The organism is Diaphorobacter aerolatus (assembly GCF_014489535.1).
GTDB lineage: Bacteria > Pseudomonadota > Gammaproteobacteria > Burkholderiales > Burkholderiaceae_C > Diaphorobacter_A > Diaphorobacter_A aerolatus.
In genome coordinates this window covers 499,739-525,677 of sequence record NZ_CP060783.1, presented here as the reverse complement: position 1 = coordinate 525,677, position 25,939 = coordinate 499,739, and the positions used below count along the sequence as shown (strand labels likewise).

The window sequence follows — 25,939 nt, the reverse complement described above, 5'->3', positions numbered from 1 at the left end:
GCAGTCCTCACTATTCGCAATGCGAGCGGGTCAGCCGACCTTGGCGACCAGATTGTTGAGCCAGGGCCAGGTTTTCGGGCCTTCAAAGCGCACCTCCAGCGGCAGACGAAAGACCCGATAGCGCTCCGGCAGCGACTCGAGAGGCTCAAGGCGTACGACGACCGACAGATTGCGTGGCACCAGCGGCGAAACGCTTTCGGCAGGCTGGCGCTCGGCTTCGGCGGTCACGCCCAGAACCTGCGCCGCCACGCGGCCACCATCCTGGAACACCAGCGTCGCCTGTTGACCGGGCGATGCGCGATCCAGCTCCTTGGGACTCAGGTAGGCATGCACCACCGGGGCCTGCGTGCTGAGCAGCGATACCAGATCGGTGTTGGTGTCGATCCATTCGCCCTCGGCCACCTGATGGCGCGCGACCGTACCGGTGTAGGGCATATAGACCACTTCTTCCTTGCGCTCCATGTTGGCGGTCGGTGGATTGTTTCGCGCGGCCAGTTGCTGCACGCCGAGCGTGGCGCGCTGGCGTTCGTTCTGAAGCTGCGCCAATTCGCCGCGAATGCGCGCCATCTGCGTTTGCGCCTGAAGCACTTCGAGCTGCGCCGACTGCACTTCCTGCACCGTCGCCGCATCCTGCGAGCGCAGCTTCTGCATGAGGTTCACGCGCTGCTGCAATTGGTCGCGCTGGCGGCCCGCAAGGCCCAGCGCTTCCTGCAAGGCGGGCTCGCGCGGATCGGAGGTCACGGGCGTGGTTCCAGTGGATTGCAGGCCGCTGGGCAGCGTCACGGGCACCGAGCGCTCCACACGCGCCAGCACTTCGCCGCGCTGCAGTTCCTTGCCTTCGGGGGCCAGATAGGTGACGTGGCCGATCACGCCCGCGCGAATCAGCGAGCTTTGCATCATCACCAGCCCGGGTGCCTCCTGCCAGAAAGCGCCGACGAGAAATCGCACGAGCAGATAGACCGGCATGATCGCCAGCAGCAGCAACACAAGGCGCCAGCGCCAGCGTGGCGGCGAACGTTTTGCCTGGGCATAGCGAACGGCCAGGCCTTCGGATTCCGTCGCACTGACGGGTGGGGTTTCAAAATTGATTTTCATGGTTTGGCCTGCTGGTAGTCGGCCATCGACTGCACGATGACTCCAGAGAAGAGGGGATTGCGCGACAGGTCCTTCGACAGGGCTGTCCAGCGTTGAACGGATCGGCTGCGGCCTTGATGAAAGCTGCTTTCTTCCTTGGACAGGATGGGCTCGATGCTTTGCGCGAGGCTCACATGCAGGCCCGAGGAATGCGCGAGCAGGTCTTCGGTCAACTGCGCAGCGCGCTTGGCGTTCTGCGTGTAGATCATGGGCACCACTTCGTTGAGGCCCGCGCTGCGCAGCGCGGAGAGAAACGCAGCGTCGTCCAGATCGCGGTGGTGCGTGGTCAGCGCGAGTTCCCACGGTGTGACCGCGCGAACTTCGCGGATGGTCGCTGTGGCCTCGCGCTTCCATTGCTCCTGCGTCATGCTGTTCTTCGGAAGCTGGCTGCGTTCGAGGTCGATATTCAATCCATCGACCGGCAGGCCCTGCACCGACGTGAGCAGGCTGATCAGCGTCGGGCGACCCTTGGGCGTGACCCAGCCCGGATCGCCCAGCAGCAGTTCCAGTCGCATGCCGCGCTGGTTGGCGCGCGCGCGCAAATCCTTCCAGTCTTCGGCACGCATTTTCTGGAGTTGCTGCGCCGTGAAGGACAGCAGCAGTCGACCCGAATGCGCGGGCAGTTGATCGAGGCGCGACGGATCACTGAGCAGCTTTTGCCCATCCCACACGAACCAGCCGATCTTGCTGCGCATCGAAGCCACGCTTTGCGCGGGCTTTTCCGGTTTGCCGGACGTGGGTGGCTTGGCATTCGGATTCGCACCGGCGCGAGGAGCTTGCGCGACCGGCGCCGCGGCCTGCTGTTGCGCGGTATCCATGACCGGAGCCGCATTGCCCGCATCGGACACCGTCTGCGTTTGCGACGCACCAAGCGATGCGAGCAATTGCGGCGTTACCGCAGACGCCGACTTTGGCTGCTCCTGCGTGGCGCATTCCGGGCCGAGGGCAAGCAATTCCGCTTCCGCGAGACTGTATTTTTCGGCCGCATCGACCACGCGCACGCTGGCCTTGTAGGCGGCCATGCGCGCCTGAAACTGTTCGACGATGCCTTCGCCTTGTAGGGCCGGGCGACGCAGATTCGCGACCCGCAGCGATTCCTGCGCGGCCTTCAAACGCGTCTGCGCATCGGTCCATTCCGACTTGAGCAGCGCACGCTCGCGCAAACCCTTGTCGATGTCGTACTGGCGCAGGGAGCGGGCCTCCTGCAGTTGCGCCTCGGCCTGCTGGCGTTTGGCAGACCATTCGCCGATGCGCGCATCGCGCACCTGACGCCAGCCCAGCGGCACGGCGACATCGAGGTGCACACCGCTGTTGCGACCGTCCTGTCCGGGCCAGTCCTTCATGCGCGAGTGCGAGACCTGCACACCCGCTTCGACACTGTTGAGAATGCCGCCATCGAGCAGCTTCATCTGCGAGGACGCCGCGGCCACGTTCAACTGTTGCTCGGCCTCCTGTCCGCGTCCGTCTTCGCGCATCAGGTGCGCGGTGTCGAAGCAGGTTTCGGGCCAGGCTGGAGTGCTCAGATCGAGCTTGCCTTCGATGCCTGCGATGCGGCGGATAGCCTGTTCGGAATCCTGCTGGGCCTGCTTCTGGCGCTTGAGCTGGGCATTGACCTCGTCGTTGAGCGTTGCAAGTTCCATCGCCTCCGCACCCAGCATGGTGCCGGACTGCCTGCGCGCCTGGATCTGGCCCTGCACGCGTTCGCGTTCGGTCAGAAACGCGTTCGCCAAGGCAGCGCGCTGGTCTGCGTAGGCGGCCTTGACGGCGGCGACGCGCACCTGGCGCACGGCATCGTTGCCGGCCATGTCCTCGCGCATCTGGGCGCGGGCGATGTCCCACTCCGCCTGCTTGACATTCTGCTTTTGCGAAAGGCGGCCCGCAAGCAACGTCCAGCGCACGCCAATGGTGAGATTGGCGCGGCGGTAGTTGCGCACATAGGTGTCGGTCACGGGCTCGTTCGCGTCGGTGAGGCCGGTGCCCGCGAACACGCGGGTTCCATTCTGGTTCTCGGCGATGTCGCGGCGCGCGGAAGCCGCAGCGCGTTCGGCACGGCTGGCCAGCACGTTGCCTGCATTGGCCGCGCGGCGTCTTCGATCTGCGTCAGCGGTGCCGCGATTGCGCCATGGGCGATCGCCAGCAGTCCGGCAGCCGCCAGGCTGTGGGCAAAGGGTGTGTATCTCATCAGAATTTTGTTTTTTTGAGCACCCACCAAGGTGCCATGGATGAGTCGAGGTGTGACTTGAGAACCGCTTCCTGGAGCAGCGAGAGCGCACTGTTGACGCGCGTGGCGAACGCAAAAAGCGGCACCAGCGGCAAGAAGACCACGTAGCCGATGTCCTGGCCCGGTCGCTCGGAAATCGCCACCACGTAGAGCAGGAAGAACAGGATCACCGAGGCCAGGTAGATCAGGTAGACGAACGCCAGCACGCCAAGCACCGAACCCAGCGGCAGATACCAGAGCATCAGGCCGGTGTAGAACACGATGAAGAACGGCATGATCACCTGCATCAGAAAGCCGTTGACCAGCGTGAACAGGAAGTTCCTCCAGCCCAGCAGCCCGGGACGGATGTTCTGCAGGTACTTGCGCACGAACAGGTAGTACAGGTCGCCGTCCCAGCGCAGGCGCTGGCGAAAGAACACACGCCAGCTCGTGGGTGCGTCGGTGTGGCCGACGGCATGCGGCTCGAACGCGATGCGCAGCTTCGGGTTCTGGCCGAAGTACTGCTTGATGCGCATGGTGATGTCGAGGTCTTCGGCCGTGCCTGCGTCCCATCCGCCCATGTTGCGGATGAAGCTGGTGCGGAACACGCCGAACGCGCCCGAGATGTTGTTGATGATGTTGAACTCGGCCAGCCCGGTCTTGCCTGCACCGATCGAGAGCATGTACTCAAGCGCCTGAAGCCGCGCCACGAGCGAGTCCGCAGCATTGCGCACGCGCAGGCAGCCGGCAAGCGCCACCACGTTGGGGTCGTCGAAGTGGCGTGTGGCCTGCGCGACCATGTCGTTGTCGAACGAGGTGTCGCCATCGAGCGCCATCACGACCTCGCCAGTGGCGATGCTCAGGCCCGCATTGAGCGAGGACACGCGCCCGCCGCGCTGCCACTTGGGCAGGACGATCAGCCTGCGATTGGGCAGCGCGTTCACCGCCGCGAGCGATGACGTTGCCGCGAGATAGGTGTCCTTGTTCTGCACGGCACCATCGATCAGCGCGATGATTTCAATGTGCCCGCGGTACATCTGGTGGGCCAGCGACCCGATGGTCTTGCTCACGTCGTCGCCTTCCGAATAGCAGGTGATCAGGCACGACACCGAAGGGTACTTCTCGCGCTGCTGGTCGCGCCGCAATCGGCGCACGCCGTAGCGCGCGATGCCTGCCACCACCAGCAGATACAGCGGCAACTCCAGCAGCAAAACGAACGGGAAGAACTTGAGAACCAACTCGCTGAAGCTTCGCGCGTTGGAGCCTGCACTCAACACTTCAAAAGCGTGAATGGCCTGGTCAAGGGTATCGAACACCATTACATCAGCTCCGATTTGAGGCGCGACATCAGCTGGCGCGGGTCGCGCGCCTCGCCCACGTCGCTCAGGTCGATGAAGGCGGTACGCAACTGCGCGTCGCTGCCCGAGGGATACATGGCTCGCACGCGGTGAATCAGGCTGGCGCCGTCGCCCACGAGAAACCACAGGCGCTCATCGGCGTCCACGGTGCTGATGTCGCTGTCCACCAGCAGCTCATGCATGCGCCGCACGCCTTCGTCGATCAGGGCCAGACCGCGCGCATCCTGCTGCTGCACGGTGAGTTCCATGGCGACGAGGGACGCGTTGGGCGCATCGCCCGAGGGCCGAAGCGTCCAGCCCAGTGCCTGGCTGAATGCGGTCTGCGGAACGTGTTGCGAGAACTCCGAGGCGACCGCGTGCTCGACGCTTGAGCCTTCGCGCATTGCCGCCCGCCCGCGCGCCGTGAGGCGCAGCGGCGCTATGCCGCGCACGTCGAGCGCATCGGGTTCAGCAAGTTCGCCGCAATCGAGGCAGCGCACCTGCACCGAAGCCTCGACGAAGGCGTGATGGCAATCGGCGCAGGCGTACTGCGTCAGTGGGCGGTCGTAGTCCACGCCGATGTGGCGCAGGTGGGCATTGCACTGTGGGCAGACCAGTTTGGAATCCTGCACATAGTCGGCCTGCGGCGCGACGTGGCCGCAGGTAAAGCAGTGCAGGGCTGCCGACTTCTCGATCTGGATGCTGCGGCAGTGCGGGCATACGTCGTGGTAGTGCGGATGGGCGCTGCTGCACTTGCGGCAATGGCGAACGCGGTCGATCAGCACGCCGGGTTCGAGGAAGCGCCGTCTTTGCAGATCCAGGAGCACGCGCGTGACGCGCTCTTCGTCGGCACCGAGCGCTTCGGCGAGCGGAAAGCGATAGAGGTAGTGGCTGTGCCGATCAGGCACCGGCTGAAGGCTGGCACCATCGCGCACGAACAGGAACTGCAGCAGGCGCTCTTCGAAGTCCAGATGCGCACCATGGGGCAGGCCGGTACGCGCCGCCTGCACCATCGCTGCCGATTGGGCAGCCTTGTCGCGGCTCTGACGCGCATCGGCCAGGGTCTCGGCGCTCGAAGACGGGGCCTTGGGACCGAGCGCGACCCAGAACTCCCACCAGCGCGATTGGCGAATCTGCCAGAGCAATTCATCCTGCAGATCCGGGGTGCAGTCCTCCAGGAAGAATCCCGTAGCCCGCGCGCCCGATGCCAGGAAATCGTCCCATGTAGCGAACCTCAGTTCGTTGGCGACTGCGCTCGGGCCCGCAGCTCTCTGCGAAAAGGTCACCAGCGAAGCACCGTGTAGCGCCACGCTTTTGTTCATGGTCATTTCATTCACCGACATCACCTCTCGTGGATTCATTCATAGGCAGGCTGGAAAGCGGTGGACATGCATCGTGGGTTTGCATGTCTTAGCCGGATTCCGTTCATTGCAACAAATGGAGGCTATCAGTCTGGAGAAGCCGGTAGAGTGACAATCAGTCGTCAAGTAGTAATGTTAAGAAACAGCGATCCGGCGCGATTCGGTGATCAGACGGAACCTGCGGACCCTGTTTTTCCCTTGTAGGAAGGCTCGAATGGGACTTGGTGACCTATGGTAAACCCGAGGTTCCAACCAACATGCGCATACATTCGTCACCTTGTCGCTGATGCTTGTACGACACGTTTGTGTGCATCCAGCGTCTTTCCAGATGCGAAAAAGGGGTTTGTTCCCACCGAAAAGGGAGGAGTGCCGCGAGGAAATCAGCCGTGCTCGACGCCCAGGCGTTCGTGCAGTTTGCTGCTCGTGGTGGTGTACTGAAGCGCGACCGGTGCACCGCTCAGATATTCGGCCGCGGCGAAGGCTGCCAGCGTGGCCTCGTGAAAGCCACACAGGATCAGCTTGCGCTTGCCGGGATAGGTGTTGATGTCGCCCACGGCGTAGATGCCGGGCACGTCGGTCATAAAGCTCGCGGTATCCACCACGAGCTGTTTGCGCTCGAGCGCCAGTCCCCAATCGGCAATGGGGCCGAGGCGCGGCGAAATGCCCAGATAGACCAGAAGCAGGTCCAGCGGCTCCGAGCGTTGCTCGCCTTCGGCATCGAGCAGGCTGAGGGCGGTGAGCTGGCCCGATTCGCTGGTTTCGATGCCGGTGATCTGCGCCGCGACGACGCGGATACGACCCGCATCGCGCAGTTGCGCCAGCCGCTCCAGATCCGCAGCATCGGCCTGAAACACGTCGCGGCGGTGCAGCAGCGTCACGCTGCGCGCGATCCCGGCGGCGGCGACAGCGGCTCGCACGGCGTCCTCGTCACCGCCATGCACGATCACGTTCCTGTCCTTGGCCGCACCCGTTTCGGGAGGGTGATAGAGCACTTGCGTGCCGACCAGGGTCTCGATGCCCTCGACCTTGACGGCGCGTGGAACGAAGGCTCCCACGCCGGCGGCAATGAAAACCGTGCGCGTGAGCAATTGCGTGCCGGTGCTGGTCTGCAAGAACAGGCGGCCATCGGCCTGTCGCTGCAAGGCCGAGACCTGCTGGTTCAGATGCGTGACAGGTGCGAATGGCCCGATCTGCGTGGTGAGCCGCTCCGCGAGTTCCCGCCCGGTGCAGACCGGGATGCCGGGAATGTCATAGATGGGCTTATCGGGGTAGAGCTGGACGCATTGGCCGCCGAGGTACGGCAGCGCGTCAATGAGATGGACCTTGACGCCTTGCAGGCCGAGCTGAAATACCTGGAACAGGCCCACCGGACCGGCACCGATGACGACGGCATCCACCTCCAGCGCAGGGAGAACTGCAAAAACTTCGGCGTCGGCGGTCTCTGTCATGTGGTGTGGGGCCGGGTTTCGTAGCCGAAAGCGGCGACCCTGATCACTTGTCGATGTATTGAACCTTGCCGGCCTTGCCGTTCCAGTCGTCGGCATCGGGCAGCGCTTCCTTGCGCTTGGTGATGCTCTTGTACTTGGGCGTCAAATCGGCGTTGATCTTGATGAATGCAAGCTGGTCGGCAGGCAGGTCTTCTTCGGCAAAGATGGCATTGGCCGGGCACTCGGGAATGCAGACCGCGCAGTCGATGCATTCGTCGGGGTCGATCACGAGGAATTCGGGGCCTTCGCGGAAGCAGTCAACGGGGCAAACATCGACACAATCGGTGTATTTGCACTTGATGCAGTTTTCGGTGACGACGTGAGTCATGTGAAATCGTGTTTTTGTATTTCGGGAATTCCCTGATTTTAGGCGCTAAGCGTCCATGCAGGGGCGCATCCCTTGCTGCGGTACGGTAACTCGGGGAATTCGCCCCGAGTTAAACCACATCAATGTCTGCTTTGCAAAACTTACTGCTGCACCAAAACGGCGCCTGCCGTTTTGTGGCTGGCAGTATCGACCAGAATCAGCGAGCCCAGCGCACGGGCCTGCGCGAACGGCGCGAGGGGCGCGGCTTCCTGCAGCAGCAACTCGACGTGGCCGATGGCGTTGGCCTCCAGCCTGTCGGCGTCTTCCTCGGCCAGCGTGTTGATGTTCAGGCGGTGTACCACGCGGCGCACCTTGGCCTTGATCCAGCGGTGACCATGCTGCGCAAGATAGACGCGGCCCGGAACCAGCGGCTCGTCGTCCATCCAGGCAACCGTGGCCTGCAACTCGCGCTGGCCTGGCCACGCGGGGCGCGTACCCGGAGCATCCTCGAAATCGTCTTCGGCGCTGGCCTGCGTGTTTTCCACGGAGGCCACGATCCAGTCGCCGCGCGAGACATCGACCTCGCGATCAAGCACGATACCGGCGCTGTTGCCCGCATCGACGTCGCCCGCGCGGCGCACGTGGTCGAGCACCTGGGCGATGGTCGCGGTCTGGTTGCTCGGGAGCAGCGTGACCTGCTGGCCGGGTCGGGCGGCTCCGGCGGCCACGCGGCCCCAGAAAACGCGGCGACCTTGCGAGGTGTTCGCCGAGGACGAGAACTTCTCCACCCATTGCACGGGGAAGGCGAGCGGCAAATCCTGATCGGCCGGCGTGGACGGCAAGGTGTGCAGCAGTTGCAGCAGACTGGGCCCTTCGTAGCCCGCCCAGCCCTTCGTCGCATCCACGACGTTGATGCCCTTGAGCGCGGACACCGGCACCGTGGCGCGCACCGTGATGCCCGCATCGTGCGCAAACGCCGCCAACCGGCTGCGGATATGCGCGAACGCGAGCGCAGGGTCTTCGACCGCATCGAGCTTGTTCACGGCGAAGATCAGCGAAGGCACGCGCAACAGGTTCACAAGCAGCGCATGGCGGCGCGTCTGGGGCAGCAATTCCAGCGCGGGATTGTTCCAGTCGAGCTTGGTGGCATCCACGAGCACGAGGGCCGCATCGGCGCTCGATGCCGCGGTCACCATGTTGCGGGTGTACTGCTCATGGCCCGGCGCGTCGCCGATGATGAACTTGCGCTGTTCGGTGGAGAAATAGCGGTAGGCCACGTCGATGGTGATGCCTTGCTCGCGTTCTGCCGATAGGCCGTCGGTGAGCAGGGCCAGATCGGTCTCGCCGCTCTTGGTGATGCCCGCGAACTGGTCCTGCAGCACCGCGCGGGTATCGACCAGCAGGCGTCCAATCAGCGTGGACTTGCCATCATCGACGCTGCCGCAGGTGATGAAACGCAGTGCGGAATCATGGTCGGTGTGTGGTGCCACGGCCTCCTGGGGCCGTGGGGATTCAATCGTTTCGGTGCTCATCAGAAATATCCGTCTTTCTTGCGCTTTTCCATCGAGGCTTCGCTGGTCTTGTCGTCCATGCGGGTGGCGCCTCGTTCGCTGACCTCGGCGGACAGCGTTTCGATCACGATGTCGCTGGCCGTTGCCGCCGTGCTTTCCACCGGGCAGGTGCAGGTGATGTCGCCCACGGTGCGAAAGCGCACGTCGCGCGTCACGACTTCTTCGCCATCGCGCGGTGGAGTGAGTTCGGTCACCGGAACCAGCAGGCCCTTGCGCTCGATCACCTCGCGCTGATGGGTGTAATAGAGCGACGGCAGTGCGATCTTTTCGCGGTCGATGTATTGCCAGACGTCGAGTTCGGTCCAGTTGCTGATCGGGAACACGCGGAAATGCTCGCCCGGTGCCAGCCGCGTGTTGAACAGCGTCCAGAGTTCGGGCCGCTGCGCCTTGGGCTGCCACTGGCCGAAGCTGTCGCGGTGCGAAAAGATGCGCTCCTTGGCGCGTGCCTTTTCTTCGTCGCGACGTGCGCCGCCGATCAGCGCGTCGAAGCGGAATTCCTCGATGGCTTCGAGCAAGGTGACGGACTGGTGCACGTTGCGCGATTCGCCCGGATGCGCGAGGCGCACGGTGCCGCGCGCCATCGAATCCTCGACGCTGCGCACGATGAGTTCGGCACCGAGTTCGTTCGCGCGGAAGTCGCGGAACGCGGTCACTTCGGGGAAGTTGTGTCCGGTGTCGATCATCAGCAGCGGATACGGAATGCGGCCCGCGCCAAACGCCTTTTCGGCGCAGCGCAGCATGACGAGCGAATCCTTGCCGCCCGAAAACAGCAGGGCGGGGCGTTCAAATGCGGCGGCCACCTCGCGCAGGATGAAGATGGTTTCTTCTTCGAGCGCATCCAGATGTCGGTTGCTCAATTGCGAGAGCAGCGCAGGTTCGGTACGGGCGTTCATTTTTTCTCGTCGTGAATGGCGTTGGAGCGGGATCAGGCGGCTTCGCGAAAGTGCGGCAGTGGATGACTCACGTCACCCTGATAGAACGCGTGAAAGCGATCGAACTGGCGCTGGGCGTCGTCAATGTCCACGCCCTCGCGCAGCACGGCCACATCGAAACCGCAGCGCGCCATCTGCACGAGCTGATCGATCAACACGTCGCCGGTTGCCCGGATTTCGCCCGCGAATTTGCGGCGCTGGCGCAGCAGGCGTGCCTGGCTGAACGCGCGGCCATCGGTGAACTTGGGAAAGTGCAGGTCGATGCGCTCGACACCGCCCAGATCGACCGCCAGCGGATCGGCGTCGTTGGGCAGGGCGATGATGTGTTTCTGGTCTTCGGTGACCGGCTGGTGTTCGTTGGCTGCGAAGATTTTCATGATGGTTCGTTCTCGCGATCTTCTGGTCTTGTCTGTTTGGCTCAGGCCGACACGGCAGCGTGAGCGGTCTGGCGGGCGCCATTCGCCGCAGCCTTGAAGGCATCGATGCCGACACGGCGCACGGTGTCGATGAAGTTCTCATGCTTCTGGCCATGCGCGGCCCTGGCGGTGTCATGCGGCAGGGCTACGCGCAGATCGCGATAGGTCTGCAGCAGCGCCTCGATGACGCCTGGCACTTCGGCCGCGCTGAACGACGGGCCGATGATCTTGCCAGGGGTTGCCGGGCCGGAAAGATGCGTGCCATCCGCGCCGCCGAGCGTGATCTGGTACCACTCCTTGCCGTCCTTGTCGACACCAAGAATGCCGATGTGGCCGCTGTGATGGTGGCCGCAGGAGTTGATGCAGCCGCTGATGTGCAGGTCGATCTCGCCCAGGTCCCACAGCTCGTCAAGGTCTTGATAACGCTCGGTGATGGCTTCGGCAATCGGCAGGCTGCGCGCGTTGGCAAGCGAGCAGAAGTCGCCGCCGGGGCAGGCAATCATGTCGGTCAGCAGGCCGATATTGGCCTTGGCGAGTCCCAAGGCCTTGGCGGCCTTGTACAGCTCGGGCAACTGGTCGCGGCGCACCCACGGCAGCATCAGGTTCTGCTCGTGCGTGACGCGCAGCTCGCCGTGCGAGAAGCGGTCGGCCAGATCGGCAGCGGCGTCCATCTGGTCCGCTGTTGCGTCACCGGGCGCATAGCCAAGTCGTTTGAAGGACAGCACCACCGCACGCAATTGCGGCAGGCGATGCGGCAGCACGTTGCTGTGCAGCCAGCGGCCAAAGTCGCTGTGTTCGTTGCTTGCCGTGCGCAGCAGCGCAAGCGTTTCGGCCTCGGCGTCGGAGTGCGACAGGTCGAGCTCGGGCTCCCTGAAATTGGCCGCCACGCGGTCGTATTCCGCTTGAGTGATGGTGTGGGGCCGCCTTCGTCCTCGACGATGGCGCGGAACTCCTCGTTCACCTGATCGATGTAGCTCTGGCCCTCGCTCTTCACGAGAATCTTGATGCGCGCCTTCCACAGGTTGTCGCGGCGGCCATAGCGGTTGTAGACGCGGATCACGGCCTCCAGATAGTTCATCACCTGGTTCCACGGCAGGAACTCGCGCAGCACCGGGCTGATCACCGGCGTGCGGCCCATGCCGCCGCCCACGCGCACGCGAAAACCCAGTTCGCCCGCATCGTTCTTCACGAGTTGCAGGCCCACGTCATACCAGCCGAGCGCGGCGCGATCTTCCTTGGCGCCGTTGAGCGACACCTTGAACTTGCGCGGCAGGAAGGCGAATTCGGGATGCAGCGTGCTCCACTGGCGCAGGATTTCCGCGAACGGACGCGGATCGGCGATTTCGTCGTCGGCGATACCGGCGAGCGCATCACTCGTGATGTTGCGGATGCAGTTGCCGCTGGTCTGAATGCCGTGCAGTTGCACCGAGGCGAGCAGATCCATCACGTCGGCGCTCTTGTCGAGTGGAATCCAGTTGTACTGAACGTTGGTGCGCGTGGTGAAGTGGCCGTAGCCATATTTGAATGCGGTGCCGATACGGCGACCATCGGCAAGCGGAATGTCGCCGAGCTTTTCCTGCGTGGCCTGCGCGTCGGCCAGTAGCGTGGCGTCGGGCTGGTCGTATTCGCGCGCCACGCGGGCCAGCACACGCAGTTGAGTGCTCGACAGTTCGCCATAGGGCACGGCCACGCGCAGCATCGGCGCGTAACGCTGGACATACCAGCCGTTTTGTAGTCGCAGCGGCTTGAATTCGTCCTCGGAGAGCTTGCCCGCCTGATAGCGCTCCAACTGGTCGCGGTATTGCTCGGCGCGAAGGCTGATGAACTGCTTGTCGAATTCTGTGTATTGGTACATGGCTCTGGCTGCTTCGAAAGTGGGGTAGCCGGTGGTTGGCGCGGTCCGCAGAGACCGTCACCGAACACCTTGCGTGGCGCTTTTCTATGACTGTTGCCAGAATGTAGAAGCCTTTCTTAAGATTTCAAACGAATATTTATTCACGCATATATGTCTAAAAAGCATAAGAGGCATATGCTTAGACGAGAACCGGTTCACACGATGCGATCCCGTGTGATGGTGAATTGGTCCTAAAGTCGCTCGCTGCTCAAGGCATGCGCCAGCCTGGCTTCGAGCGGAAGCGGCTCGCCATGCGCTCGCGCGGCCAGCAATTCGCCGCAGAGCGCCGACAGCGTCAGGCCGCGCGAGCCCATGGCCGTGCAGACCCACAGGCCCGGCGCGGCCCGATGATCTACCGGACCGACGATGGGCAGGCGGTCGTGCGAGGCGCAGCGCACGGCGGACCAACTGCGAACCGTGCTGCGCTGCGCTGTGGATACAGAATCTGCCTGCTCGGCGATCCTGAAGTCGGCGTGCAACGCTGTCGCAAGCGGTGGCACCAGGTCACGCAGCTTGTCCCAATTGGAGCCCAGCGCGGCGATTCGGTCGTTGGCGCTCGGTGGCAGCGCGGTCACGTCACGCTCAAATGTGGAGCCCAGAACCCAGCCCGCGCCACCCTCAAGCGGCACTTGTGGAACCAGATTGCCGTGACCATTGACGGGTTGTTCGGGCCATGGCGCCTGGGTATTCACGTCCGCGTGAAGGCCCCAACTGATCTGGCCTCGCAAGGCTTGAAGGTGCCAGCGCTCTTGCAGCAGCGCATGACTGTCGTAGCCGGCGGTGATGATCACCATGTCGGCACGGGCCACAGGCGTTCCTTGTGCATCAAGCGCCAGCCATTGCCCGGATTCGCGCGTCAGCCGGGCAACCCGCGCCTGACCCTTCACGCGGATGTTCGCATGCCTCAACTGGTGATCCACCAGCGCTGGCGGTTTGACCCAGCCCGCGCGCAGATGCCAGCAGGCCACGGCATCGGCTGGCACGCCATTGCGCTCACGCTCAGCGGGCGTGGCAGGGCGGCTCCAGTCCGCGCCAGGATGAGCGGCTGTGTCGTTCCAGCTTGCCGGAACGCCCGGAGTGGCGTCCACGCGGTGTTCGAGCACGCCGCAGTCGCTCCAGTCCGCGTTGCGCTCCATGCCTTGCAGCACCTGCATCGTCGCGCGCACTCCAGCACGCGAGAGACGCGAGAGCATGCTGTCGTCGGGCGACACATGCGGCGCAAACACGCCCGCAGGCAGGCCTGAGGCGCCCGCCGCTGGCGAGACGGCATCGAGCACCGTGACCTGCCAGCCGCGCCGCGCAAGACTGGCGGCGCACGCGCTTCCCGCGAGTCCGGCTCCGATGATCAGGCAACTGCCCGGCGCGGCTACCGAGACGTCGGGCAGCAGCCCGCGCACGGGCCGGGGCTCCCACCGTGGGTTGTAGACGGCCTGCAGGTTGTCGCGCTTGGGGTGGACACCGGGCACTTTCTGAACGTCAAAGCCGCACTGCGCAAGATCGTCGCGCACCGCGCGCGCAATCGTCCAGGTGGCCAGCCGCGTGCCGCGATGGCAGCAGCGCGCAATGGCCTTGATCGTGTAGGCGTTCCAGAGATCGGGGTTCACCTGCGGGCTGAAACCGTCGAGATAAATGCTGTCGGCCTCGGGCATCTGCTGGCGCAGCATGGTTTGCGCGTCGCCTATATATAAGGTGAGCAGCACGCGGCCCCGTCGAACGATAGGCGGTGCACGCCCGCGAGCAATCCCCACAACTGGTCATGCAGTTCGCGCGCAAGCGGCTCAAGCTCGGCGGGCGCCGCGCGCAGCAGATCAGCAGCGCTCACCGGCCATGCTTCGCATGAGATGAAATGCAGGATGTTCGGCCGCGCCGGGTCGGCTCGCCAGGCCTGCCAAGCGACCAAAAAGCTCAGGCCGAGCCCGAAACCGGTTTCGAGAATGCGCCATTGCGGCTGATTCGCCCAGGCTTGGGGCAGATCGCAGCCGCGCATGAAAACATCGCGGGCTTGGTCGAGCCCGAAGTTGCCGTCGCTGTGATAGCGATCCTGGAAGCGTTGGCTGTAGGGCGTTCCGTCGGGAAGCCAGTCTAGGGGCTCGGGCATGGCGCGTTCGATTTGAAGAGTGGCGGCGAACCGGCAACTCTACGCTGCCCGGTCGCCACCACGCCTGTTCGCGCCGCAAATCCGGGTTGATCACGGCTAATCGCCGCTTGATTGCCGGTCGATTGCCGGTCAGTGGCTTCTCAATGGCCGCTCAAAGTCGAATCACGACCTTGCCGAACGCGCCTCTGGCAAGGTGCTCAAACGCTTGCGGTGCGTCGTCGAACGCATATTCGGCAGCGATCACGGGCTTGAGCTGATTGAGATCGATGGCCCGCACCATACGCTCGAGCGCGTTGCGGTGCCCCACGCTGATGCCCTGAATCGTGCCGCGCTGGCGAATGGTCTGGTACGCCGAACCAGTGAATTCGCCGCCGCCGATCACGCCAATCATCGAGACCACGCCTGCCGATGCCATGGCCTGAAGTGATTTTCCAAGGTTTGATCCGCCACGGTTTCCAGGATGTGATCGGCGCCACGGCCTTGCGTGAGTTCCAGAACCTGCTTGGCCCAGTCCGCGTCGCGTTCAAGCACTTGGTGCGCGCCCAATGCCAGTGCCTTGTCCTGTTTGTCTGCGCTACCCGAGACAACGATCACGCGTGCGCCGTGCAGGCGCGCAATCTGCAACCCGAACAGCGCCACGCCGCCGGTGCCATGGATCAGCACCGTTTGCCCCGCGCGCAAATGGTCTTGTTCAACCAACGCAAACCACGCCGTGAGCGCCGCGCAAGGCAGGGTGCTTGCTTCGCTGGCGCTGAGCGTGTCGGGCGCTTTGATCACCCATTGCGAATCGAACACCACATGCGAGGCGAGCATGCCCGGGCCGGGCGCGCCAAGTGATGACGCCTCGGGCGGCGCGGCGCCGTCGACCCAGCCGGTGACGAAGGTGCTGATCACGCGGTCCCCAACAGCCACGCGCGTCACGCCTTCGCCCACCGCCGCCACCACGCCCGCCATGTCGGACGCCGGTACAAACGGCAGGGGCGGCGTCCAGCCGTAGTTGTTGTTGGCAAGCAGCAGATCACGGTAGTTGAGGGAGACAGCATCCACCTTCACCACGATCTGGCCGGCGCGCGGCGCTGGCACGGCAGCCTGCGTGCGTTTGAAGTTCTGAAACCCGAAATTAGTGAATTCCCAGCGTTGCAAGGTATCGGTCATGAGGCAGCCTTCGTTGATCAAGAGTTCAAAACTGAATACTATCGGCGCCAGAAAATCCGCAGTGGTGTATTTCAATCGATTCAATAGAGAGGAAAATTCATCAATGTCAGAACGACTCGCCGGTGTGGAGGCCTTTGTTGCTGCGGTGGAAACAGGCAATTTCGCACTGGCAGGCGAGCGCCTTCAGCTCACGCGCTCTGCCATTGCCAAGAGCGTCGCGCGGCTCGAAACACGGCTGGGAACACGGCTTTTTCAGCGCACCACGCGCAGCCAGAGCCTCACCGAAGATGGCCAGACCTACTATGAACATTGCCGGCGCGCGCTGAGGGAACTCGATTCCGCCGATCTGGCCGTCGAGGCCGGGCGCCGCGCGCCACGAGGCAAGCTTCGCGTGACCATGCCCGTGCTCGTGGGCCGCGAACTGGTGGCACCCGTGCTCATGGAACTTGCCCTCGCGCATCCCGATCTGGTGATCGACGTGGTGTTCAGCGACGGTGTCGTCGATCTGGTGGAAGAGCGCATCGACCTCGCCATTCGCAGCGGCCCGCTCCCAAGCAGCGCAGTGCTCGCGGCGCGCTCGCTGGGAGCGCAGTGGATGGGCGTTTACGCCTCGCCCGAATATCTGGCGCGCGCAGGTTGCCCGACCAGTATGGAATCGCTGATGGCCGAGCCGCTCAGGCATCGGTATGTCGGGTACGCCAGGGCAAGCGGCCCGCACCCGTGGCAGTTTCATGACGAACTGGGACGCACGCTGGTGTTCAGCGCGCCGGCCAACGTCAGCTTTACCAGCAACAGTCTCGAAGCCAATGCGATTGCCGCACGGCAGGGAATGGGACTGGCGCGGTTGCCAGCGTGGTTGGTGGCCAGCGAATTGGCAGAGGGCAAGCTGGTGCGCGTATTCGACGAGCCCTCGCCGTATGGCTATGCGCTGAACGCAGTGTGGCCCAAGGCGCCGACGCTGCCGCTCAAGACGCGTTTGGCAATCGACAGGCTGGCCGAGCGCTTGCCGCAGAAACTGGCGCTGACCGGAATCGGTGACCCGCTTTGAGTTACTCGCTTGGGGGAACGTAGCCCTGGGCGGAGTCTGCGCCGCCGCCAAAGAAGTGGTTTTAGCGAAACCACTTCTCCAAGCGATCCACTGCCTTATTCGCTCGGCGGCACATAACCCTGCGCTGCATCTGCACCGCTGCCAAAGAAATGGTTCTCCATCTGGCGCGCCAGGTACTGGCGTGCACGCGCATCCGCCAGATTCAGGCGGTTTTCATTGACCAGCATGGTCTGGTGCTTGAGCCAGTCGGCCCAGGCTTGTTTGCTCACATTTTCATAGATGCGCTTGCCCAGTTCACCGGGGTACGGAGGGAAATCGAGGCCTTCAGCTTCGGTGCCCAGCTTGATGCATTGGACGGTACGTGCCATGGGGGAGATCCTTTATTAGACGAATTTTGAATATAGAACTGAAATTTTATTCGTTCCAGTTTTGAACAATGAATTTCAGAATGCATGGCATCGGTCGCAAACAGCAGGTCGCGCCGTATTCATTCAAGCAACAGTACAAGAAAGCACGCCATGAAGAAACTTCGCCGTCACTTTATCAAGTTTCCAGCCGCACTCGGCGTATTGGGGGCCTTGGCCCTGACAGGAGTGCCGACGTTGGCGGCCGATCCCGTCAGTTTCCTGAACGTTTCCTACGATCCTACGCGCGAACTCTATGTGGAATACAACCAGGCGTTCGCGAAGCACTGGAAGGCCAAAACCGGGCAGGACGTGCAGTTCAAGCAGTCTCATGGCGGCTCGGGCAAGCAGGCGCGCTCGATTCTGGATGGCATCGACGCCGACGTCGCGACGCTCGCGCTCGGCGGCGACATCGACGCGCTCACCAAAACCGGTCTCGTCAAGGCCGATTGGCAGCAGCGTCTGCCGCACAACTCGGCGCCGTATACGTCGACCATCGTGTTTCTCGTGAAGAAGGGCAATCCCAAGGGCATCAAGGACTGGGACGACCTTGTCAAACCCGGCGTCGGCGTGATCACCCGAACCCAAGACCTCGGGCGGAGCGCGCTGGAACTATCTGGCCGCATGGGAATTTGCCAAGCGCAAATATGGCAGCGAGGACAAGGCCAAAGAGTTCGTCGGCAATCTGTTCAAGAACGTTCCGGTGCTTGACACCGGCGCGCGCGGATCGACCATCACCTTTGTGCAGCGCGGCGTGGGCGATGTCCTGCTGGCCTGGGAAAATGAGGCGTTTCTCGCGCTCAAGGAATTCGGCCCCGACAAGTTCCAGATCGTCGCGCCGTCGTTGTCGATTCTCGCCGAACCATCGGTCGCCGTCGTGGACAAGGTCGTGGACAAGAAGGGCACGCGCGCCCTGGCCGAGGAATACCTCAAGCACCTGTACTCCGACGAAGGCCAGGAAATCGCGGGCAAGAACTTCTACCGCCCGACCGGCGAAAAGGCCAAGGCCAAGTTCGACAAGCAGTTCCCGCGCTGACGCTCGTCACCATCGATCAGGCCTTCGGTGGATGGGCCAAGGCAGACAAGGCGCATTTCGCCGACGGCGGCAGCTTTGACCAGATCTATACCAAGAAGCTGCACTGAGCGGATTGAACGCCGGCCGCAGCAGCGCATGACCGTCGAGAGGTGAAGACCATGATTTCAAGCTCCGTACGCAACCTGTTCACGCGACTCGCCAAACCGTTGGGCATTCGCTCCGACGAGGCCGACCGCGAGCGAATGTCGCGCCTCAACGGACACGGTTTTTTCTCCGCTGTCGATGCGTTGCTGCTGACCGATTGCTCTCCTGTTGCGGACGCATTGAGCCGATGTTGTCTGGATGACCGTGAAGGCAGCGATGCCACACCTTCGATCAAGCCATACCAACGTCGATTCAACGAGGACACTCACATCATGTCGATCCACACACAACAAGCCATCCGCAAACAACTTCTGCAGGTCACAGCGCTCGCCTGGGGCTTGCGCGCGCCAGTCAGGCAATATGCGCCTGCCACCCGCGCCCGATCCACACTCGCCCATCCATCCCGGTCAATCCGTATCTCGGGCGGAGGAAGGCGGAATTTGGCCTCGTCATGCCAACAATCACCGCATGCTCGGTGGGTGGGCGCGCTCAGAATTGAGTTGATATTTTGTGATTTTGCTTTTGTGTAGCATGATGATTGTGTACATCGAACATGCTCAGAACTATGCCACTATTTCTTATTCCGGGCCCAGTTAACGGCGTTGCGCCAGCGCGCAAGGCGGTAGGCGTTCAAACCAATGGTATTTTTGGAATGCCGGCGCTTTCGAATTCAACAGCAGGAGTAACAACTTCAGAGTTCGGTGGAATGTGCGTAACCCTCGACAGCGAGGAATTCGGAAAACATATCATGGGATTGCGCGATGAAGCGGTCCGTTTGGCGAGGTCACGGTTGGGGGAACTAAGACTGTGGAATGGTGAAGCGAAAAGACGCGCGAAAGAGTGGCTTAATGAGGATGATGACGGAACGAGGAAATATTTGTTAGATGGAGTGGTTTCGACTATAGATGTGCTTAACAGTCTCAAACCTGTTAATTTCGTTCCACATACGAGCGAAAACGCGGTTAAGGCGGGCTGTTCGGCAGATATTCTGGCAACAGTAAAGGCTGCAGTATGCAAGATTGATACTAAAGAGTACCGGATTATGATCGCTCTAGGTTTTTGTCAATTGGATAAAGATGGTCGATTTTTTGGAAGCACGGCGTTATCTATGCGCGAATCGCAGCTTCATACACTTGTACACTAAGTGACTCACTTCGAGACCGTGTTCAACTCGAAAGATCACTACTACGGGATAGTTAACTCTGCGATGCAAACACAACAGAAAAATATTCGAAACAATGCGGATAGCCTAGCATCTTATATCTTGGGCGTACCTTTCGACCCTCCGAAAGCGAGAGCGGGGCGACCATGAGGGATTTGATATGCCAAGAGTTGGCGCTTTTGTGCTGGCGGTTAGTTTATGTCTGTCGATCCCCGTATCTGCTTGTAGCTTGGGAAGGCTTCAACACGATGTCGATTTTGAACCTCTATCGACAGCTCTGGGCGTTGACGAAGCCAAGGCATTGGCGGAGTGGTTTATTGATTGGCGCGATGGGCTCGGCGTCGAGTACGCCATCGTTGTGGCGAAGTCTGTACGAGGAGAGCCCAGATCTCTCGATTTGGCGACCTTGCGCATGCGTGGCATCGCCAGAATTCTGGACGCCTTGAATACGGACAATGTCAAGATAACTTATGCGGATTCGTTCATGTCATCGGGTATAAGACATGGGTTGGGTACCGTGACCATTGCAGTTCAACCTGGCTGTGCCAAGACGGACACCTGTTGTCCGCAGCCTCCAGCGAAGTAAGACGAGCGACAGCTTTAGGCACTGGCCGCGCCGCCTACAAGACTTGGCCGCCATTTCTGGCACTTGCCTCGTCTCCGATACGGGAGACTGGTCACCTCGAATAGGAGTGACCGAAGATGAGCCGTCGTCGCCTCAAGTGCACGAATGTCCTGCTGGTTGGGGTGGGGCTTGGCTTGTGCGCCGTGGTTGGTGCGCGTGCGGACGACTATCCGCCGCAGGGTGGCTCGTCGGTTGCCCGTCAGGCCGAGGGGCTGGTTCCATCCCGGTCGGTGTCGGTGGTGCGGGACGGTGACAGGTTCCGCGTGGACATCGTCATGCACATCGACGTGCCGCTCGCAACCGTCTGGGAAGTGCTGGTCGATTTCTCGGCGATGCCGCGCATTGTTCCCAATCTGGCGACAAGCTCGGTGCAGAAGCAGGGCGATGCGCAGCACCTTTTGCTCAGACAAAGTGGCACGGCGAGATTCGGGCCGTTTTCGAAAGAGTATGACTCCACGCGGGAAATCGAACTGGTGCCGATGCAGCGCATTCGCGCCCATGCGGTTGCAGGGACGGTCAAGGCCATGGACAGCGAGATGATCCTGTCGAACGAAGGTGCTAACGCGACGCGGCTGGTCTACCACGCGGACGTGGAGCCGGGATTCTGGCTGCCGCCGGTCGTGGGGCCCGCGTCGATGAAAAGCGAAACGGCGGAGCAGTTCTCGGCCTTGCTTCGGGAGATGAAGCGCCGCCATGCCTCTGGCTCTGCGAGCGCGCCGAATGGTGGCAACGCGCGTGCTGCCAGCAACGGCGGCGCCCTGAGCGATGCGCGTTAGGGCCTGCGCGCGTAACGCCCGGAGATCGCCTTGGGAATCGCCTTAAAATACGGGCGAACCCGGGTCACCTTTTGAGCGAGTGCCTGCGGCGGCGCTGCACACCGTGCAGACCACCTCTGCTTATAACCAGTGGGTCTTATTACTTAACGGATTGTTCGTTGTCACTTTTATGACGAACGATTACATTTCAAGCCATCCAATTCATTCCTGAAAGCGCCGCTGCGGGTTGGTGGACTCCACCAGGCTGCCGCGGCGTGTTCTTTTCTGCATTCATGATCGATTTACGGGGTATTACCCAGATCTACAAGGGCTCCAAAGGCCCTGTCGAGGCCTTGCGCGGCATCGACCTTTCCATCGGCGCGGGCGAGGTTTTCGGCATCATCGGCCGCTCCGGTGCGGGCAAAAGTTCGCTGGTGCGCGTGATCAATCTGCTGAACCGTCCGACTTCGGGCGAGGTGATTGTCGCGGGCCGTGACCTCACCAAGCTCAATGACAACGAGTTGCGTCAGGCGCGCCGACAGATTGGCATGGTGTTTCAGCATTTCAATCTGTTGTCGTCGCGCACGGTCTACGACAACGCCGCGCTGCCGCTGGAACTCGCGGGCATGAGCAAGGACGAGATCCGAAAGCGCATCGATCCGCTGCTCGATCTCGTCGGCCTGACCCAGCTTGCCGACCGCTATCCGGCGCAGATCTCGGGCGGGCAGAAGCAGCGCGTGGGCATTGCGCGCGCGCTCGCAAGCAACCCCAAGGTGCTGCTGTCCGACGAGGCCACTTCGGCGCTCGACCCCGAAACCACGCGCTCGATCCTGGATCTGCTGCGCAAGGTGAACAACGAGCTTGGCGTGACCGTGGTGCTGATCACCCACCAGATGCAGGTGGTCAAGCAGATCGCTGATCGCGTCGCCGTGATCGAGGCAGGGCGCATCGTCGAGATGGGACGCGTGATCGATGTGTTCACGCGCCCGAGCAGGACATCACCAAGAGCCTGATCGACGAGATCTTGCCGCAGGAGCTGCCAGCGAGCGTGCTCGACCGCGTGCGCAAGCTCTCCGACGTGGCGCAGAGCCAGGGCGTGACGGGCCGCTTGCTGCGCCTGTCGTATTCGGGCGATCAGGCGTATCAGCCGATACTCTCGCGCCTGATTCGCGATTACGAACTCGATCTGTCGATCCTGCACGGTCAGGTCGATGAAATCCAGGATCAGACCTTTGGCTTGCTGGCCGTGTATGCCAGCGGCGAGGTCCAGCGCCTGAATGCCAGCATCACCGAACTGCGCTCGCAGGGCGTGCAGGTTCAGGAAGTCGAGTTGGAGGGCTGAGGCAATGTTCGAGAATTTTTCTGAAATGATGCTGGAGCTGTTCGCGCAGTCGCTCTGGGAAACCATCATCATGGTCGGCGTGTCCGGTCTCGTCGGTGGCCTGATCGGCATTCCGCTCGGCGTGTTCCTGCGCCTCACCGACCGGGGCGGGGTACTGGAAAACGCACCCCTCAACAACACTGTCGGCTGGATCGTCAACGCCGTGCGTTCCACGCCGTTCATCATTCTGCTGGTGGCGATCATTCCGTTCACGCGCCTGATCACCGGCTCGTCGATCGGCACCTGGGCCGCCGTCGTTCCGTTGACGCTGGCCGCTGCGCCCTTTGTCGCGCGACTGGTTGAAACCGCGCTGCGCGAGGTCGACAACGGCCTCGTCGAAGCCGCGCAATCGATGGGCGCGACCACCAGCCAGATCGTCTGGAAGGTGCTGCTGCCGGAGGCCCTGCCGGGCATCGTCGCGGGCCTGACGATCAGCTTCGTGAGCCTGACGGGGTATTCCGCCATGGCCGGCGCCATTGGCGGCGGAGGCTTGGGCGATCTCGGCATTCGCTACGGATACCAGCGCTTTCTGCCCGACATCATGCTGGCCGTGGTGATCGTGCTGATCTTCTTCGTGCAGGCGATCCAGAGCCTGGGGGATTGGGCGGTAAGGCGCTTGAGCCACCGGTAAACGCCCGGGTTGGGGCGCTGCGCCACAAGTCATCTTGAGGCTCTCGCCTTTGATGACTGTGTCGAATGCGTTCAAAAGTTGACGCGATAGGTTTTCGATCTCCCGGGATTCTGCGGCTGCTCGACGCTGCCCTCGAAGCTCAGGCTTCGCGAGGCGGAATCCCATGGCATCGGCTGGCCGTCATAGGGGTTGCGCAACGCCGCCGGGCTTGCGGCCAACCACGCCGGCATGCCGTCATCGGCCACGCGCTGCTGCGCGGCCAGCAGTTGCAACAACGCCAGCCGCCGAAATCCATCCACATCGATACCGCGCCGGATGTATTGCACGTAGTCCGCCGATTCGGTCGGCTGGTCAAACAGTCGTGCTCCGATGATGTTGCGCGCACCAAGCCAGCGCGGGCGCGCGTCGATCAATGCCTTGCGCTTGTCGGCGGCAGCTTCCTGCGCGGCCTGAAGCTCATTTGGCGGTAGGTCCGCGAGGTCCATCGTCAGTTGCCAGCCTTGCGTAGCGATGTTGGTGCTCTGATGGGGCAGAAAGAGCCGTTCATTGATGAATCGGCGCGTGTGCAGCACGCTTTCGGTCCGGGAGTCCGCGGCTTTCGCGTCAGCCGTTGACTCCTTCGCCTGAACGGGCGGCAACTTCAGCGCAATACCGAGCGACTGAATGACACTGGCCGACGAGACCATTTCGCCATACATGCCGTTTCGCAGCGAAATCCTCGGCGCTTCCAGAATTTTCTGCAACCGCTCCGCATCCTGAGGACGCAGGCGTTTGCCATCGCGCGTGATGACATTGCTGATCCATTTGACGATGCCGTGATTCAGCGACGAGGTGGCGAAAACGCTCGCGACGAGATTGTTCGACTGCGCGATGCGCTGGCGCATGCGTTCGGTCAGTTCCAGTTGATCGAGCGCCTTGTCATACGCCTTGTCGTTCCAGAGCAGCGCGGCCTGCATGAGTTGCAACTCCGCCCCGGCCCGAAGCACGGCGACAGGTGGCACTTGCGCCGCGTGATGGATGGGAAAGACGTTGGCGTATTGCGGCGCGTTGGCAATGGCGGCCAGGCGTGCAAGCACCGCGCGCCGTGCCGGGTCCGCGGCAGCGAGTTGCTTGCGATGCTGCACGGCCCAGGCGATGCAATCGGATTGTTCGGGCGCACAGCGCAAATCCTCCGCAAGAATCTGCGCCGCTGTGATGGCCGCGTTGCCTGGGTCGAGCAGCTTGGGTGCGGCGTCTGCATCCAGAGAGCCGTGGCGCGCGTTCCATTTCCAGCGCTCCTGCTCGCGCTGGAGGATTTTCAGTCCGAGTTGCCGCGCGGGCTCCACCGCATCTGCCCTGGCTTTCTCGGGCGGCGGTGCGTCGAGACCCATCAGCAGCACATGACCATTGCCTAGAAGCTGGTTGCCGATGGGCGCTACGTAGACCTGGGTTCTGCGAGAGGCTTCGGACAGCGGCTCATCCTGCCAGTTGGCCGCGAGCAGAAAGCCCAATGCCGCCAGCGCGAGCGCGAAGACGGTGACCAGAATCCAGGTGATGGCTTTGCTCATGGACGAACATCATAGGTCGCGCCCATGACTTGCGGTGGCGTTTGCAGATCGTGGTTTTCACGGTGTGACAGGCGGGATTTCTCCGGATGCAGGCGCCATCATTTGCATGCATAGTCACGCTTTCAATTGCAAGACGATCCAGGGCCTTATCGATGATCCTGCCATGGCATAGCCTCGACACAAGTCTTTTCGCCCGCGCACAGCCGCTGCTCGACGAGAACTGGATCGCCAGCGATCCCGAACTCGCCCACGTTTTGCCGACCGTGCTCGCGCGCGGCGTGGGCAGGATTGGCACAAGGCCGGGACTTTTCGCCACCATCTCTACGGCGTCGCGCGTTCGCTCGCGCTGTGGCAACAGCCACGCGATGTGCAGTTGCTCGGCCTGCTGCACAGCGTGTACGGCAACGCATTCGTCGATCTGGTGAAGTTCGATGCGAGCACCGAGCGTGAGCGGCTCCAGGAGCTGGTGGGCGAGCCGGCCGAGCGCCTCGTGCATCTGTTTTGCACCATGAGCCGCAACCAGTTCGTCAACAAGGTGCTGGAGCGGGATTTCGATGCGGATGGCGGCATGGAGCTCGAACTCAACGGACCCGCGCCGCGCTCGACCGTGCGGCTCACGCCGCACGAGGTGGCGACCTTCATCATCGTGAGCATGGCCGACACCATAGAGCAGTGGTTCAGTTGGCAGGAGGAGATCTACTCGCGCTCGCCCAACGTCGATACCTCGCGCAAGCAGTCCGTGCACTGGGCCGCGTCACTCTGGCCGGGACCGATGCGTCCGCCGAGCCGCAAGATCTCGCAGTTGTCGCAACTCGGGCTCGCGCTTCAGCACCCGGGTCTGAAGCACCAGTTGCCGATGCCGCCGGTGTTCGACAACTGCACGCAGCGCGTGACCAGGGAAGACGATGCGGCAGCGACCTCGCTGTACTGGTCGGTGATACAGCTCGACCAGCCGCTGGTGGATCTCGACGTGGTGACGAATGTGCTGGAACAGGCCGTGCGCCTGAACCCATGGGTCGGTGAGCCGCAGATGGTTCTGGCGCAGGTATATCTGTCGGCAGGGCGTCAGGACGAGGCGGTGCTTGCGGCGAACAGCGCATTGCAGTGCTTCAGCGCCTGGGGCAACGCCTGGGACAAGCGCGTGCAATGGGACGCCTGGATCGCGTGGACGCGAATTCTGTTGCAATCGGCAGAGCAGGGCACCTGGCCCGAACGCCTTGACAAACTCAACAATCTCGCGCTGCGAACCTGAGTTGCTCCATATCTTGCGGTTGTATGCATATTCAAAACGAATCTAATAGCCCGCAAGGCGCG

General features: G+C 62.5%; 17 protein-coding genes and 6 pseudogenes. 9 read left to right on the top strand and 14 right to left on the bottom strand.

Annotated elements, in window-relative coordinates:
• Nucleotides 1–30: 30 nt before the first annotated feature.
• The 12 genes and pseudogenes from H9K75_RS02535 to H9K75_RS02480 form a co-directional block, all read right to left on the bottom strand.
• The gene (locus tag H9K75_RS02535; RefSeq protein WP_187724645.1) at nucleotides 31–1,095 is read right to left on the bottom strand and encodes an HlyD family efflux transporter periplasmic adaptor subunit; all 1,065 of its coding nucleotides are present in this window, start codon (nucleotides 1,093–1,095) and stop codon (nucleotides 31–33) included.
• A complete protein-coding gene (locus H9K75_RS02530) occupies nucleotides 1,092–3,197 on the bottom strand; it encodes a TolC family protein (RefSeq protein ID WP_187724644.1) in 2,106 nt (701 codons plus the stop codon). Before H9K75_RS02530 ends, H9K75_RS02535 begins: the two co-directional genes overlap by 4 nt.
• Nucleotides 3,198–3,315: 118 nt before the next feature.
• Nucleotides 3,316–4,653 carry a glycosyltransferase family 2 protein gene (locus H9K75_RS02525; RefSeq protein ID WP_187724643.1) on the bottom strand — a complete coding sequence of 446 codons (1,338 nt, stop codon included), beginning with the start codon at nucleotides 4,651–4,653 and terminating at the stop codon, nucleotides 3,316–3,318.
• Complete coding sequence (locus H9K75_RS02520; protein WP_187724642.1) at nucleotides 4,653–5,993, bottom strand: TackOD1 domain-containing metal-binding protein; 1,341 nt, start codon at nucleotides 5,991–5,993, stop codon at nucleotides 4,653–4,655. Before H9K75_RS02520 ends, H9K75_RS02525 begins: the two co-directional genes overlap by 1 nt.
• A 419-nt stretch (nucleotides 5,994–6,412) precedes the next feature.
• A complete protein-coding gene (locus tag H9K75_RS02515) occupies nucleotides 6,413–7,480 on the bottom strand; it encodes an NAD(P)/FAD-dependent oxidoreductase (protein WP_187724641.1) in 1,068 nt (355 codons plus the stop codon).
• 43 nt (nucleotides 7,481–7,523) lie between these two features.
• Nucleotides 7,524–7,847 carry a ferredoxin FdxA gene (gene fdxA / locus H9K75_RS02510; RefSeq protein ID WP_187724640.1) on the bottom strand — a complete coding sequence of 108 codons (324 nt, stop codon included), beginning with the start codon at nucleotides 7,845–7,847 and terminating at the stop codon, nucleotides 7,524–7,526.
• A gap of 140 nt (nucleotides 7,848–7,987) precedes the next feature.
• Nucleotides 7,988–9,358: a sulfate adenylyltransferase subunit 1 gene (locus tag H9K75_RS02505; RefSeq protein WP_187724639.1), complete on the bottom strand. Its 1,371-nt coding sequence runs from the start codon at nucleotides 9,356–9,358 to the stop codon at nucleotides 7,988–7,990.
• Nucleotides 9,358–10,290 carry a sulfate adenylyltransferase subunit CysD gene (gene cysD / locus H9K75_RS02500; protein WP_187724638.1) on the bottom strand — a complete coding sequence of 311 codons (933 nt, stop codon included), beginning with the start codon at nucleotides 10,288–10,290 and terminating at the stop codon, nucleotides 9,358–9,360. The genes H9K75_RS02505 and cysD overlap by 1 nt, the downstream gene beginning before the upstream one ends.
• Nucleotides 10,291–10,322: 32 nt before the next feature.
• Nucleotides 10,323–10,706, bottom strand: a complete 384-nt coding sequence (locus H9K75_RS02495) for a DUF934 domain-containing protein (protein WP_187724637.1) — start codon at nucleotides 10,704–10,706, stop codon at nucleotides 10,323–10,325.
• Between the two features lie 41 nt (nucleotides 10,707–10,747).
• A pseudogene (locus H9K75_RS02490) lies at nucleotides 10,748–12,600 on the bottom strand (nitrite/sulfite reductase).
• Nucleotides 12,601–12,830: 230 nt separating this feature from the next.
• Nucleotides 12,831–14,737 (bottom strand): annotated as a pseudogene (gene mnmC / locus H9K75_RS02485) (FAD-dependent 5-carboxymethylaminomethyl-2-thiouridine(34) oxidoreductase MnmC).
• Nucleotides 14,738–14,888: 151 nt separating this feature from the next.
• Nucleotides 14,889–15,892 (bottom strand): annotated as a pseudogene (locus H9K75_RS02480) (zinc-dependent alcohol dehydrogenase family protein).
• Between the two features lie 103 nt (nucleotides 15,893–15,995).
• Between H9K75_RS02480 and H9K75_RS02475 the strand changes: the two are divergent.
• On the top strand, nucleotides 15,996–16,940 hold the full coding sequence (locus H9K75_RS02475; RefSeq protein ID WP_187724636.1) for a LysR family transcriptional regulator: 945 nt from the start codon (nucleotides 15,996–15,998) through the stop codon (nucleotides 16,938–16,940).
• A gap of 95 nt (nucleotides 16,941–17,035) precedes the next feature.
• On the opposite strand, the gene H9K75_RS02470 is transcribed toward H9K75_RS02475, so the two are convergent.
• The gene (locus tag H9K75_RS02470; RefSeq protein WP_187724635.1) at nucleotides 17,036–17,308 is read right to left on the bottom strand and encodes an oxidative damage protection protein; all 273 of its coding nucleotides are present in this window, start codon (nucleotides 17,306–17,308) and stop codon (nucleotides 17,036–17,038) included.
• Nucleotides 17,309–17,458: 150 nt separating this feature from the next.
• On the opposite strand from H9K75_RS02470, the pseudogene H9K75_RS02465 reads away from it, so the two are divergent.
• The 7 genes and pseudogenes from H9K75_RS02465 to H9K75_RS02435 all read left to right on the top strand — a co-directional run bounded on the left by H9K75_RS02465 (nucleotide 17,459) and on the right by H9K75_RS02435 (nucleotide 23,078).
• A pseudogene (locus tag H9K75_RS02465) lies at nucleotides 17,459–18,487 on the top strand (sulfate ABC transporter substrate-binding protein).
• 51 nt (nucleotides 18,488–18,538) lie between these two features.
• On the top strand, nucleotides 18,539–19,054 hold the full coding sequence (locus H9K75_RS02460) for a hypothetical protein (RefSeq protein ID WP_187724634.1): 516 nt from the start codon (nucleotides 18,539–18,541) through the stop codon (nucleotides 19,052–19,054).
• A gap of 35 nt (nucleotides 19,055–19,089) precedes the next feature.
• Complete coding sequence (locus H9K75_RS02455) at nucleotides 19,090–19,668, top strand: hypothetical protein (protein ID WP_187724633.1); 579 nt, start codon at nucleotides 19,090–19,092, stop codon at nucleotides 19,666–19,668.
• 178 nt (nucleotides 19,669–19,846) lie between these two features.
• Nucleotides 19,847–20,272 (top strand): hypothetical protein, encoded by a 426-nt coding sequence (locus tag H9K75_RS02450; RefSeq protein WP_187724632.1) that lies wholly within the window; start codon nucleotides 19,847–19,849, stop codon nucleotides 20,270–20,272.
• A gap of 116 nt (nucleotides 20,273–20,388) precedes the next feature.
• On the top strand, nucleotides 20,389–21,087 hold the full coding sequence (locus H9K75_RS02445) for an SRPBCC family protein (RefSeq protein WP_187724631.1): 699 nt from the start codon (nucleotides 20,389–20,391) through the stop codon (nucleotides 21,085–21,087).
• Between the two features lie 272 nt (nucleotides 21,088–21,359).
• A pseudogene (locus tag H9K75_RS02440) lies at nucleotides 21,360–22,408 on the top strand (methionine ABC transporter ATP-binding protein).
• 4 nt (nucleotides 22,409–22,412) lie between these two features.
• The gene (locus tag H9K75_RS02435) at nucleotides 22,413–23,078 is read left to right on the top strand and encodes a methionine ABC transporter permease (protein WP_187724630.1); all 666 of its coding nucleotides are present in this window, start codon (nucleotides 22,413–22,415) and stop codon (nucleotides 23,076–23,078) included.
• Nucleotides 23,079–23,149: 71 nt separating this feature from the next.
• Here the strand turns inward: H9K75_RS02435 and H9K75_RS02430 are convergent, their stop codons facing one another.
• On the bottom strand, nucleotides 23,150–24,625 hold the full coding sequence (locus H9K75_RS02430; RefSeq protein WP_187724629.1) for a hypothetical protein: 1,476 nt from the start codon (nucleotides 24,623–24,625) through the stop codon (nucleotides 23,150–23,152).
• 152 nt (nucleotides 24,626–24,777) lie between these two features.
• Between H9K75_RS02430 and H9K75_RS02425 the strand changes: the two are divergent.
• Nucleotides 24,778–25,877 (top strand): annotated as a pseudogene (locus H9K75_RS02425) (DUF6817 domain-containing protein).
• Nucleotides 25,878–25,939 lie beyond the last annotated feature (62 nt).